Source organism: Hungatella sp. SL.1.14 (assembly GCF_024460495.1).
Classification (GTDB): domain Bacteria; phylum Bacillota; class Clostridia; order Lachnospirales; family Lachnospiraceae; genus Hungatella; species Hungatella hathewayi.
Genome location: NZ_JANFYJ010000026.1, coordinates 41,731 through 55,022 on the forward strand (window position 1 = coordinate 41,731; position 13,292 = coordinate 55,022).

The following is a 13,292-nucleotide window of genomic DNA, read 5'->3' on the forward strand; positions in this document are numbered from 1 at the left end:
CTTTACCTTCCTACCAGCCCCATCTGGTTGATTATCATATCCAGCTGTTCATCCATGGTTGTCATCAGTCTGCCCAGCGCCGAGTATGCCTTGTTATACGTCATCATGTTAATGCCTTCTTCGTTCAGTGACACTCCCGATACGCCCATGCGGTCTGATTCCACGCTCTCCGCAATTGCAAGAGACGCCTTCAGTCTGGAATCATTCGTCTTTTTATCGGTTCCCAGTGTATTGGTGTATCCCGTAATAAATTCGCTGAATGTTCCGGTAAATTTGTCGCTGCCGTCACCGAATTCAAAATCCTTCTCCAGCGCCGCCTTCATGGCAAGAATATCTTCGTTGTCCAGATCTCCGTCCGGATTCTTTTTTCGGATTATGTAGGATGAATCCTTTGTCCACAGATCGCTGATCCGGATGCTGCCGGCGCTGACCTTCCCGTTAAAATCCCCCTGTATCAGAGTCTTAAATGGGCCGGGTTTATCCGGATCATCCTCGTGAACCATACTGTTGAACACATTTGCCATGGTCTGCGCGAACTCATCCAGCTTGCGTTCATAATAGGGGATTCCCGCATTCAGTGAATTGCTGCCGGTCAGCATATCTTCAAATCCCCTGATCGCTCCGGCTCCTAAGTTGGCCGCCGTTCCGTCTCCCCAGGAAAGCGTCGTGCCATCCAGTCCAATCCTTATTGATTCATTGCTGCAGCTTCCGCCGTTGGCGTCTACCACCAGCTTGCCGCCTAATTTCACCTGAATTCTTCCCTGATCGAGAGAAATGACCTCCAGCTTTCCATATCGCGATAAATCATCAAGGATGGTATTTCTCTGATCCAGCAGATCATTGGGACCATAATTTACACCGTCATAATCGGCGTTGACAAAGATCTCATGGGCAATGGTCTGATTCAGTTCACTAAGCTGCTGCAGCTTCGTGTTAATGTCATCCACCGCGATCGAAAGATCATTTTTCGTCTGTTCCTCCAGACTCTTTAAATTGGTATCATATTCATTCAGCACCTGAGTCACGCCTTTAAATGCATTCAGCACAATATTGGCGTTAGTCTCCTGATATGGATGCTGGCTGAAATCTGCCAGCGCCTGGGAAAGCACGGTCAGCGCATCTTTGATACCGGTTCCCTCCACCTCGGGATCACTCAAAATACCTTCCATCTGCTCCATAATAGCAGCCTTCTGGTCAAAATATCCCACGTCGGAATACTGTTCCCGGAATTTCGTGTCGAGATACGGATTTCTGATCTGACTTACGCCTCTTGCATCCACACCCTGTCCCGCCAGCGGTATGGAACTGTACTGGAACCTGTCACTGCCGTAAACCTGCACAGAAACCGTATCGAGCCGCTGTCTCGTATAGCCCTTTGTATTGATATTGCTGATATTGTTGCCAATGATATCGAGCGCCTTCTGGTTTACCATCAGTCCGCGTTTGGCCGTCTCCAGCCCCATAAATGTCGGTCTCAATTCTTCACTCTCCTATACCGGTCCCGCATCAGACCTTTTTCTCGAACCGCTGGCCCTTGGGGCCTATGGATTTCCCGTAAATTCCGGTTGGATTTCCCACCAGCCTCGCATCCAGTCCCATCTTTTCCAGCTCTGACTTTGCCAGACTCTCTGCCTTTTCATTGTAAAAACGGATATTTCCGATAGCCCCATCCAGACGCCTGTATAAGTCTGTCAGCTGTTTCCGTTCCTCTCCCCCGCACAGTTCCGCAACCTCCTGCAGTGTCTTACCGTTAAGACCTGCTTTCGCAAACAGTTCCTGGCGCCGCTGCTCCATGTTCTGAAGCTGCTTATCCATAGCCTGCTGCATCATAATGGATTCCTCGATCTTGTCGAGCTCCTTTGTCATCAGAAGTCCCAGCTTTTCCACCTGCTTCTGTTCCATTTTTTCAAACATTTCTGTATATTCCGTCAGAAAACGAATTAATTCTTCCAATGTTTTTCCCTCTCTATAAACCGCTCATCAGCCTTTTCGCAATCTGTTCCGCCGACACCTGATACGTACCTTCGGACACCTGCTGTTTTAACGCCGCGATTCGATCCGCCGGGGCGCCCTCGTCCATGGACTTCCTGAGCGCTGCCGCAAATGACGACGCCTCGCTCTTTTTCGCGCCGTCACTGCTGATGCAGATGGCGTCACCACGCACTTTTTTATCGGCCGATGCCGGGACAGAAACGGATTTTTCTGCATGCCTGCCACTGTTTACCGCGTTTTGATAAACGGAATAATTCCTCGTAACCTTCACATCCATATCCCCGACTTCCTTTCTCTCACTGCTTGATCTGCTAACTCTTATAGTATTTATCGTACGTTACCGTAAATACTTTACAGTTTGCAGGAATTTTTTTTATATTTCACAAACAAAAAACGAACCTGATCCCGCAGTGTTTGCTCCAGGGCTGTTTCCCGAAGCCTTCACCATCTGTCTGGTCCGTTTTTCAATTACTTATTCCGTTTCAATCAGCCCGTCAGATTTGAAACTGTTCTCTGCAGTTTTTAATGACGAGGCTCCTTCTTCACCATCAAAATTGCCTGGATCAGCGCACTGGTCACCTCAGAGGCATACATCTCCTCATTCTTTCTTCTGTGATCCTCGTCCTGTTCACTCATCACCACATAATGTGGTTTTAAGCGATTCAGCGCCAGGGCTGCAATGTCTTTTTTACACTTATCGCATTTACAGCAGTTAAAACGATCCAGAGTGGCATCCAGTTTTGATAAGACCAGTTCCTCCATCAGGTTGATCAGAACCATATTCTGTTCTTCCTTTACCGGTAAGGATACGGCAGGCCGCCGAATGGCCTTCGCCATACTGGCAGCCGTCGGAACCGCTGCCGTACTCCCCATAAGTCCGGCAGCCCCCATGTCCACGGTAACAGCGCTTTCATCTGGTCCGGAAACAGTGTTCCCGCTCTTCTTTGCCGCGGAAGGCATAATCTTCCGGTACATCATCTCTTTATCAATCTCTGATCTGCTTTTAGCCATTTGCTTCAAGCCCCCTTTGGAAGAGTTCGTCCGCCAGCTTTTCGTAGTCCTTCACCGCGTTGCATCCGGGTGCATATTCCAACACCGATTTCTGCAGCGACTGGGCTTCACGGAGCGCCACGCTTTCCCGGATATAAGTGTTCATAACCGAAAAATCCAAATCAGCCGCCACCATATTCAGCGTCCCTTCGACTTCCCTGCTGAACCGGGTTCTCGGATTATGCTTCGTTAAAAACGCCCCCAGAACCTTAATATCCGGATTACAGTAGCTTCTCACCCGCTCGATGGTCTCGTTTAACTGCATAATTCCCTGCAGGCTGAAAATATCAGACAGCATCGGCACCAGAATATAGTCGGCCGCTGTAAATGCATTCACCGTCAAAATCCCCAATGCCGGCGGGGAATCAATGAATATGTAATCATAATAGGGCTTCAGCGAATCCAGAGCCATCTTTAAAAGGAACTCTCGTCTTGCTCCTGTAAATTCAAGTTCAATACTGCTGAGCAAAATATTGGACGGAATCAAATCCACCAGAGATGATTTCTGAACTGCATACTTGGGTTTTAATTCCCCCTTCAGAACATCGTAGATCGTCGCACAGCCATCCGTTTCAGCACCCATACTGAAGCTTAAATTTCCCTGTGGATCCATGTCCACAGCCAGCACCCGGTAACCTTTGGATTTAAAAACCGAGGCCAGTACGTATGCCGATGTCGTTTTTCCAACACCGCCCTTTTGATTTGACAACACAACAGTAGCTGCCATAAGAATTCCCCCATAACTTACAATTTTCCACACAATATGACATTATTGTTATTATAGCAAGAATCCGGGAAACATACAATTGGATTTTTCTTCCGGTCAAAGGCATTTCTCGAGCATTTCGCACAGCCTCGGAATCTGGGATTCGAACTCGACGCCATACCATCGGGAACTGCCGGCTGCGGCGGTTCCCTCAATACAGAGAACAACGAAATCCGCGGCCAGCGTCAGCGCGCTTCCGAGACTTAAGCCCCGCATCATACCTCCCAGGACTACCGAGGAGTAGAGATCGCCGGTTCCATGGTAGCTCTGTGGACAGCGGTGCGTAAAATAGGAAAAGCTCTCCCCCTCACGATCCAGATAAGCCACACCCAATTTGTTAGGTTCAAAGCTGACGCCGGTCAGGGCAGCCGTTTTACACCCAAGCGCCAGCAACCGTTCCAGCATTTCCCTGATATAAGACTCATCATAATCCGTTCGATAAGGCATACCGGTAAGAAGAGCGGCCTCTGTAATATTCGGCAGAATCACGTCCGCTTTCGCACATACTTTCGCCATCGCAGCCGGGAAATTCTCATCGAATGCTGGATACAGCTTCCCGTTGTCAGCCATGGCCGGATCAACCAATACCAGATTTTCCCCTGTGGCAAACTGATCGAAGAAATCACAGATTTGTTCGCATTGCTCTGCAGATGCCAGATAACCTGTATAAATACCGTCAAACGAAATCTGTTCCGCCTTCCATGCCTGGGAGATCGGCGCAATCTGGTCAGATAAGTCCTTACAGGTAAAAGTTTTAAACATCGTATGCGTAGACAGCACCGCCGTCGGCAGAATTCCGCATTCCACTCCCATGGCGGAAATAACAGGAAGTGCGACTGTAATGGAACAGCAGCCAACACAGGATATATCCTGAAGTGTAACGATTCGTTTCATGCATTAAATCCTCCTTAAACGTATTCTTGTTACTGTGAAGTATAGCAAATATTGGACTGGTCATAAATACCCAGAATCATCAAAAATAACCAGTCCAGTTATAGTGTGTATAGTGTGATTACCATGTGCGAATCGTGCGATTAACGCATGCTGAAAAAGAAAGAGAAAACAGTAAAAATATCATTGCATTTCACATATATTTATAGTATAATTTACTTGCATATATTTTACTTATGTATTTCTTTTGCCGCACACGTCATATCATGCTAATTCACATACCGGCAGTTTCGCCGGGAATTTTCAAATTTGGTAATTGGGAAAAGACCCGCTGATAGCTGCATTTTATAGGATTCATGATTTTATAGGATTCATGATTCTATATAACCCGAAAGTGCCTTTCTTTCACCCGCCCTGTGCCGGGAAGCTATAGCTCTCTTTCCCGACATAACAGGAAAGGGGAAATTCTATGGGACAGAAAGACATCTCTCTGGCTCGTTACTTTGAAGACGAAAGCCGGTATGCTGATTTAATTAACGGTTTTATATTTGGTGGAAAGCAGGTTGTTTCAGGCAATGATATTCAGGACCTTGATTCCCGCGTAACCGGACTTATGTCAAAGATAAAAAAGGGATTTAAGGTTCAGAAATACCGTGATTCTGTAAGAAAAGTAGTATTAGGCCTTGGATTTGCCATTATAGGTCTTGAAAATCAGGACCGTGTCCATTATGCCATGCCCATTCGGATCATGCTGGAAGACGCCGCCGGATACGATAAACAAATGCGTCAAATCCAGAAGCATCACCGTAATAAAAGAGATTTGCAGAAAGAAGAATTTTTAAGCGGCTTCACCATCCACGATAAAGTTTATCCGGTCATTACCATCTGCATTTACTACGGTGACAAGCCTTATAACGGAGCAACAGAACTCTACCAAATCATGGAATACGAAACTTTGCCGGACAAACTTAAGCCGTTCCTAAACAATTACAAAATCCATGTCCTGGAAATCAAACGTTTCCACGATATCGACTGCTTTCAAACGGATTTACGTGAGGTATTTGGATTTATTCAGCGATCCGGCAGCCCTGATGAAGAGCGCAAATTCACTTTCGAAAACAGAGAAAAATTCCAGGAACTGGACGAAGATGCCTTTGATGTCATTACAACGGTAACCAACTCAAAGGAGCTGGAACTTCTGAAAAATGAGTATCAGGATGAAAGGGGGAAGATCAATATGTGTGAAGCAATTCTGGGAATGATCGAGGCTGGCAGAGTGGAAGGGCGGACTGAAGGCGAAGTGAAAGGCGAGGCCAAAATTGTAGCAATGATTCGGCGGAAATATGATAAAAAGAAGAATTTACTGATTATCTCCGATGAATTAGAACTGGATTACTCCTATGTTAAGGAAGTGATCGACTTAATTAATACTTATCCAGACTGGACAGACTTGCAGATAGGCGAAACGCTGATAAAACAGTAAAATTTAGAATTGTAGTAACTAGATTTAACAGGCGTTTTATGGTCATACCAGTTTTGATAAATGGTGCCTTATAAACTATATAGCATTTAGAAAAAAGGGGGAGTTTGTCTTAAACAAACTCTCCCCTTCTTGAGAATTACGGTTATATTATATAATGTAAAATACTTTATATATATTACTGTAATAACTGTAATACGGACTGTGGCTGCTGATTTGCCTGGGCAAGCATAGCCTGTGCAGACTGAACCAGTACACTGTTCTTTGTGTAGTTCATCATTTCTTTCGCCATGTCTACGTCACGAATACGAGACTCTGCGGAAGTGATGTTCTCTGTGGTTACACCTAAGTTGTTGATAGTGTGCTCAAGACGGTTCTGGATAGCACCAAGTTTGCCACGGCTGGTAGATACGGTGTTGATGGCTGTTTTGATTTTGCTCATGGCCGCAGAAGCACCATCTCGAGTACTAATGTCTACAGAAGACAAATCCAGTGCATTCACATGCATATCACCTATGCTCAATTCTAACTGATTGTAAGAATCATTAGTATCACCAATCTGAAGAGTCAATCCACCATCTACAGGAAGTCCTGAACCTCCTGTTAAAGCAGTTGCGGTACCAAAACCGTTAGTGGTATCAGATAACTCCGCTGCAGTCATTTCGCCTTCAAATTTAATGCTCATACCTGCTCCAGCATCTGCAAGCATGGAATTAATAGCTGCTGCAGTATACTTTTTGCCTGTCTCAAGGTTCACACTAACCTTACCATTTCCGCCATCTACGGAAACTCCTGTGGCTCCTGTAGCTGATGTTATTTGGAATGTTCTAGCAGTATCTACTTCACCCGCTTTATCCGCTGTTACTGTAATTGGTTTTGCTGTTCCCTTAACTGCACTTGCCTGTTTTGCAACTTCAGATACAACGGATGCCAACCTGGTATCCGTATCAGCTGCGGTGGTTGATACTTGAACATTTTCAGATAATTTAACGCTAACCTTTCCTGCCGCACCTGCTGGTGCTCCAGACGCTTCAGCAATCATCTTGTCAATATCCGCCTGTGTATAAACAGCGCCTGCCGTACCTTTTAAATTAATTGTAAGGATCTTATCATTCCAAGTTGCTTTACTGACAGCGCCACCGTCATCCCCCAATTGAATATTTACTGTATAACCTTCTGGTGCAGATACCGTAAACTTAACTGCTGAGGTTATTGTATTCTTATTAGATGCATGTACATTAGCTGCTGCTACAGTAGCCACACCACCAGTGGTACCAACCCCCATTGTTCCATCTAAAAGTTTAATCCCATTAAAATCCGTTCCATCAGCAATACGGTTAATCTCATCCTTCAATGCCGAGATTTCATCCTGCAAAGCCTTTCTGTCAACATCATCCGTATAAGTACCATTTGCAGACTTCGTAGCCAGTTCTGTCATACGGTTTAACATAGAATGAACTTCCTGCAATCCGCCTTCAGCCGTCTGTACTAATGAGATCGCATCCTGTGAGTTATCGGTAGCTGCTTCCAACCCTTTAATCTGTGCTCTCATCTTCTCAGAAATTGCCAAGCCTGCCGCATCATCGCCTGCTCGGTTAATCCTGTAACCAGATGATAACTTCTCCAGTGATCTTGCTACTGCACTGTTGTTAATCCCCAACTGCCTGTTGGAATTAAGTGCCATAATGTTGTGCTGAATCCTCATAATAATTACCTCCATGTAATTGTTTTTCACCGGGACTTCCCTGTCCCTCATAATAAATAAGTGCCTCCAATGTCGGACGGGCCCTGTCTGACACCGGACCGAGTTTCCAAAACATACCATCTTTTCCACTCTGTAATATATATCGTACGATTTTACTTTTTCCTTCATCGTAAAAGTGCACAAAAATCGCTTCGATTTTTGTGCACTCTATCCATAAAGACTTTCTTCAATATAAAACTCTTCCAGCGACAAATTATGTTCCTTCAAATACTGCGCCACCTCAACGCCCACATACCGGAAATGCCACGGCTCATATCCAATCCCCGTGATTTCCTCTTTTCCTTCCTCATAACGCAGAGTAAATCCATAATCCTGCGCATGTTCCCGCAGCCATTTCCCTTCGGGAGTCCTCTCAAACGCCCGTTCCAGCTGATGGTAGGATCGTGTATAAAAATCCACGGCCAGTCCGAGGCAGTGTTCACCCGAGCCTGGTATAGACAGTGTCTGACGGGCCAGCGCATTTGCTTCTTCCTTTGAATGCCCTTTTTTCACATACGACGAAACCTTTCTGTTAAACAGTTTCTCCTGTTTATCCAGGGTCCGGTAACCAGAACATACTACAGGCGACAGACCTTCCTCCTTCATGGCCTCCAACATCTTCATCAGCGGTTCGTAAATCCTCTCATCCACTGTTTGATCCGTTCCCGGCACATCCTTCAGCGTTACCGTATAATCTTCCGGTACCGGATACTCCGCATTGGTCAGAATCAGGCACCACATATCTTCCGGATTGATTACCAGCCCTTTTGATTCAGCACTTCCTCCGTCAGCAGTCTCCTCCATCGAACCGCCTTCCTTTAATTCCCCTGCCGGAGCATTCCAGTCCGAACTTTCCTGCATCAGTTTCTCTTCCCTGATCTCCACAGCTGCCGCAGTCACAGCCTCTGCACGCCGTTCTGCCTCCGCTGCCTTTCGCTCCTGCACCGTAAAATGCGCAGAAATATAAAGAAGCATAAAAATAAGTAAAAATGTATATATCATAACCCGCCGGTTTCTAATCACCTTCCGGTTCTCCGGCTTCTTTTTTCCCATCTGTAACGTTTCCTCCTGCCAGCCGTATCCGATTCGCCTACCGAATCCTTCTCAACTGATCACTCTGCCTCTTCAAGATATACCGATACAGCAGATCCTCCTGCTTCGTCGCCATCTCCATAAACTCACAGCCATACCCAAACTCTCCATCCGGCCGGTCAACGCTTCTGCGTACCTCACAGGTAAAGAGCATGGAATCTCCCATGGCGGGAATCACAATATTAAAACGGTCTTTTATCTTGAATATTTCCCGGCTTCGGAACATGAGTCCGCCCAGGCTGATGTCCACCAGATGAACCTTTAAACCATTATAGTCTGTGGATTCCTCTTCCATGTCGAGGATGTCATCCCCCCGCATACAGTTATAGATCACTCCCGTATCCCTGGTACTGATACGAAAATACTCCCGGCGCTCATCATTGGTCGCCTCGTTCAAGTCAATCACGCGGGCCAGCTTTGGGGACGATAAATAGACACGCCCAATCAGCACCTTAAAACCGATCTGTGTGTTATAAATCTCGATCTTTACCAGCAAATTATACGGTATGGAAGGGAGCTCATTTCTCGAACTGCCGATATCTATAAAATTCTTTCCGATCCGGTGCATAACCCCCATGGTGATTAAGTCGTTGTTTTTAGCCTTTATCACACAGGAAGATCCAACATATCCGTCTGACAAGTCAACCATATCGCGTACCCCCGTTTATCTGTCACATCAGTCTCTTTGTTTCCATTCTGTCATACTATAGCGCTATTTTGCAGATTCTTCATTTTTCTTACCAGAGGCCAGGTTTCTGCGGAGTCTTTCGCCTGCCCCGCTCTCCTTACCGCGAACCTGTGCAGCCGCCTCTGCCGCCGTCTCCGATCCCCGGATCGACGCCGAGGTTTCGATCAGCTTACAGTAAATGGCCGCCACCACCTCATATAGTTCCACCGGTATATTGCTCCCAACCTCCAGCATACAGAGAAGAGAGGCCGCACTGTCATCCTTAAATACCGGAATTCCCTTTTTCTCTGCAATATCTATGATATGCTCCGCCACAGTTCCATAACCGGAAGCGATAACAACCGGGGAAGCGTCTTCTTCTGCGTTATATTTTAAAGCAACCGCCTTGTTTTTCTTATATTTTGACATCCACACCCGTCCTTCTGTATGGAAGATTTTTAAATACGTCCATCAGCGAACGCACGTGGTCCAGTCCGCTGACCTCCACTTCCGCCGCATGGTAGCCGTACTCCTCCATAATCTTTCTAAAATCCGGCGCCAGCCGCCCGAACACGGATGTATATGATTCCGGACAGTACAGATAAAACTGCATTTCCCTGCCGGCCACCTTAAATTCCGCCTCCATCTGACCGATTCCCGGAATATCAAAGGTGATCAGTACATGGACATGGTCGTCACGGTCACGTTCCTGTTCCTGGCCGCCGCCTTCCTCCTTCGGGTCGATCCACAATTCGGAAAATGCCTTCATCCCCTGATACTCCACCGGTATGACAAAATGAAGCAGAGGCGTATAGTTGCAGGGGGACGAGAGAAGGCTTGTGATAATCTTCTCAATCTTCTCGCCGTTTAAACTGTTCATGGGTGTCTCCCGGTCCTGCTTACTGATGATCTCTGCCAGGGTATCCATGATTCGGGAACGGTTCTCCCTGTGTTCAGGGCTGCCAAACTGATTTACATAATCCTGCAGCAAATCTTTCAGCTGGTCCTTATCCTCCCGGCTGTTTACATGAATCAGCAGGTTTAACAGTGCCTCCTGCAGATAAGACTCGTTATCCTGATACCGCGACATATTATAAAGGAGGTTGGGTATCATCCGTTCCGTCTGGGGAGAGAATAAAACACTGTTCTCCAGTTCCTTCAGCGCATCTAAAATATCCGCCTTGGCTGCCTCCCATTCCGTCAGGCGGTTCTTAAGTCCCGATCCGCGGTCTAACACACCGCTGTTTGGCTCTGCTCCGCCGTCCCCTCCGATCATGGCCCGGATCCGGTCCGACAGCATTCCAAACGTTCCGGATAAATTCCGGCTTCCTGCCAGCTGACCGGACAGAAATTCCAGGCTGTTGGCCACGGAATCAAGCACATCATTTCTCGACACGCTTCCATTCACCGCTTTCAGAAAATCAGCCATTTCCAGCCGCAGTTCCGGCTTCTCATTCAGCAAATTCCTCAGAAAATCAAACAGCGGCCCTTTAAACAGCGTTGACGCATACTCCTGATCCACCAGTTCTCCCACAATATCATCGGGTTTGATGAGAAGCGCGTTAAACAGCTGTCTGATTTCCTGAGTCATGGTGTTGTTATTCACTGGAAGAAGGCTGATAATCTCCTCCAGCATATAGATATTCTTTAGATAGTTGACCGTTACCGCCGGATCCTTCAAAAGGTTCATGAGCGTCGCAGCTCCGGCCTCCTTCTGGAACACGTTGTGCTGGCCCAGCAGCCCGCTTCCCGACGGGTTCTTTGTGATATGCCGGATCTCCTGCATATCGAATGGCACGGATGGGTCTTTCTGCGCCCTGTCGGGCTGAATGATATTCTTATTAATCACAGGGGACGTCACCCGTAAAATATCTGCCATTACCTGATTCCTTTCCTGATTTCTCCGTCAAGATAATAGAAAGAACAGCTTTCTTCCCGTTTTACTATGGTCATTCTGCAGTCCCCGATGTTGATCACGGTTCCCGGATGGACCTCGCCCGCCGTCAGCCGGCATTTGCCGACCTCCCGCAGCTGGCGCGCCAGATCAGCCGCCTGCGTCTTTAACCGTTTTTCCTTTAAATTGTGGATCGGAGCCTCCAGCTTGAGCTTTGCCAGACGCTCCTTCTGTCTCGGCGTTATACTGCCGTCTTTCAGCTTTCCATTCAGATAACTGATGTCCTTTGCTGTCTCCGCCTGCTTCCTGGAGACGGCCACCAGGTCAGCACTGATTTTCTCCACTTCCTCCATCAACTGAGGCGTCACCCCCAGCGTCACCACCGTTGAAACATGGCTGGAGGCTCCCACGGTCTTTACATTCATGCAGTTATGAACCGCGCAGCTTCCGGCGATAAATGCCCCTCGCTTCCCGATCAGCGTAAGATCATGGCCGCAGGAGACCTCCGAGTTGATAATATACTCAGCCTGAATATTGTGCTGCGCATAAATGGTGCAGTCTTCCAGAAATTTTGCAGTAATATCCACTCCGGCTTCCAGAATGCCGCTCTTCATTCCCCGCATCCCCTTATGGAGCAGAATACTTCCGCCCGCCTGCAGGGCCGCTCCTTCCACAATTCCCATGACCGTGATGTCGCCCTTGGCCTTAACAGTATATCCTTCGAAAACATCGCCATGGATGGTGACGCTTCCGGTAAAATCAATATTTCCTATGGAGTTATCCACATTTCCCGATACAACAAAGACATTTTCCACCTGAAATCTGCCGTTCCGGAAGGTTAAGTTGCCTTCGCAGGCAGTCAGAAGCCTGTCGCGCTCCGGCGAATAGACAACATTTTTTCCCTGTGGTATCGGAGGCATGGTGCCGTTCTTTCCCCTGACTGGCTGTCCGAAGACATCCATCCCGTCCTGAGGTTCGGTAGGCATCGTCAGTTCGCAGACGAGTTCCCCCTTTCCTACATTGTGAATCAGGTTCATACTCTTAAAATCAATGCCGCCATTCCCTTTAGACGCATACTTTATTTTAGCCTCCCGCGGAAAATAATCCTTAATGCGACCGTCATTTCCATCGACCGCCGGAGTACCTCTGGCAATGATAAACATCTGGCGGTATAAATGTTCAGCCGCAATGGTGCTTATCTTTTCCTCATCGATTCCATGAATGATTCGATGGGCTTCCAGTTCCTGTTCAATCTGTTCCCGGGTGATATCCCTGCCGCCGCCTGACGGCTCGATCAGCATTACGGAGACAGCCATACGGTCATCGGACACTGTCAGTTCAATCCCGGCGTCACGGCATTCTTCCTCACCGGAACTTTTACCGCCGCCATCACGGTCTGTTCCGGCTTCCACGTCTTCTCCGGCTTCCACGTCTTCTTCCGCCTCCGCGTCTTCCGCATGATCCGCCTCCTCAGAGCCGTTTTCGCCTGCCAGCTCTCTTTCCAGCCGTTCTCTGCGCGTTCTTTCCGCATCATTCCAGTCTTCCACCGTCTCGATACGCTGATCCGTCTCCGCCTTCGGTTTTTGATCCTCCGTATATGGCCGGACTTCACGCTCTTTTGTCTCGTCTTCCTCTCCATTGTCGAGGAATTTTGAAAACATGCTAAAAATCAGGCTCTTTTCGCTCATGGGATTCCCCCCTTTTAAGTAAATACTG

Annotated in this window: 13 protein-coding genes; 1 reads left to right on the forward strand and 12 read right to left on the reverse strand. The window is 47.4% G+C overall.

Annotated elements, in window-relative coordinates; genetic code table 11:
- Window positions 1–2: 2 nt before the first annotated feature.
- The 6 genes from flgK to NE473_RS23630 form a co-directional block, all read right to left on the reverse strand.
- Window positions 3–1,478 (reverse strand): flagellar hook-associated protein FlgK, encoded by a 1,476-nt coding sequence (gene flgK, locus NE473_RS23605; protein ID WP_055649401.1) that lies wholly within the window; start codon window positions 1,476–1,478, stop codon window positions 3–5.
- A gap of 28 nt (window positions 1,479–1,506) precedes the next feature.
- A complete protein-coding gene (gene flgN, locus NE473_RS23610; protein ID WP_022031810.1) occupies window positions 1,507–1,953 on the reverse strand; it encodes a flagellar export chaperone FlgN in 447 nt (148 codons plus the stop codon).
- 13 nt (window positions 1,954–1,966) lie between these two features.
- Complete coding sequence (locus tag NE473_RS23615; protein WP_006773596.1) at window positions 1,967–2,269, reverse strand: flagellar biosynthesis anti-sigma factor FlgM; 303 nt, start codon at window positions 2,267–2,269, stop codon at window positions 1,967–1,969.
- Window positions 2,270–2,514: 245 nt separating this feature from the next.
- On the reverse strand, window positions 2,515–3,003 hold the full coding sequence (locus tag NE473_RS23620; RefSeq protein ID WP_055649402.1) for a late competence development ComFB family protein: 489 nt from the start codon (window positions 3,001–3,003) through the stop codon (window positions 2,515–2,517).
- Window positions 2,996–3,769, reverse strand: a complete 774-nt coding sequence (locus tag NE473_RS23625) for a ParA family protein (protein WP_055649403.1) — start codon at window positions 3,767–3,769, stop codon at window positions 2,996–2,998. The genes NE473_RS23620 and NE473_RS23625 overlap by 8 nt, the downstream gene beginning before the upstream one ends.
- 96 nt (window positions 3,770–3,865) lie before the next feature.
- Window positions 3,866–4,702, reverse strand: a complete 837-nt coding sequence (locus NE473_RS23630; protein ID WP_055649404.1) for a pyridoxamine kinase — start codon at window positions 4,700–4,702, stop codon at window positions 3,866–3,868.
- 466 nt (window positions 4,703–5,168) lie between these two features.
- On the opposite strand from NE473_RS23630, the gene NE473_RS23635 reads away from it, so the two are divergent.
- On the forward strand, window positions 5,169–6,182 hold the full coding sequence (locus NE473_RS23635; RefSeq protein WP_055649405.1) for a hypothetical protein: 1,014 nt from the start codon (window positions 5,169–5,171) through the stop codon (window positions 6,180–6,182).
- A gap of 175 nt (window positions 6,183–6,357) precedes the next feature.
- Here the strand turns inward: NE473_RS23635 and NE473_RS23640 are convergent, their stop codons facing one another.
- The 6 genes from NE473_RS23640 to NE473_RS23665 all read right to left on the reverse strand — a co-directional run bounded on the left by NE473_RS23640 (window position 6,358) and on the right by NE473_RS23665 (window position 13,264).
- Window positions 6,358–7,884 (reverse strand): flagellin N-terminal helical domain-containing protein, encoded by a 1,527-nt coding sequence (locus tag NE473_RS23640; RefSeq protein WP_055649563.1) that lies wholly within the window; start codon window positions 7,882–7,884, stop codon window positions 6,358–6,360.
- Window positions 7,885–8,091: 207 nt separating this feature from the next.
- Window positions 8,092–8,976, reverse strand: coding sequence for a M15 family metallopeptidase (locus tag NE473_RS23645; RefSeq protein ID WP_055649406.1), 885 nt, complete (start codon window positions 8,974–8,976; stop codon window positions 8,092–8,094).
- Between the two features lie 37 nt (window positions 8,977–9,013).
- Window positions 9,014–9,664: a PilZ domain-containing protein gene (locus NE473_RS23650; protein WP_006773603.1), complete on the reverse strand. Its 651-nt coding sequence runs from the start codon at window positions 9,662–9,664 to the stop codon at window positions 9,014–9,016.
- A 63-nt stretch (window positions 9,665–9,727) separates the two neighbouring features.
- Window positions 9,728–10,111: an EscU/YscU/HrcU family type III secretion system export apparatus switch protein gene (locus NE473_RS23655; RefSeq protein ID WP_055649407.1), complete on the reverse strand. Its 384-nt coding sequence runs from the start codon at window positions 10,109–10,111 to the stop codon at window positions 9,728–9,730.
- Entirely contained in the window at window positions 10,098–11,561 is a 1,464-nt protein-coding gene (locus tag NE473_RS23660) for a hypothetical protein (protein WP_055649408.1), read from the reverse strand. Before NE473_RS23660 ends, NE473_RS23655 begins: the two co-directional genes overlap by 14 nt.
- The gene (locus NE473_RS23665) at window positions 11,561–13,264 is read right to left on the reverse strand and encodes a flagellar assembly protein A (protein ID WP_055649409.1); all 1,704 of its coding nucleotides are present in this window, start codon (window positions 13,262–13,264) and stop codon (window positions 11,561–11,563) included. The genes NE473_RS23660 and NE473_RS23665 overlap by 1 nt, the downstream gene beginning before the upstream one ends.
- Window positions 13,265–13,292 lie beyond the last annotated feature (28 nt).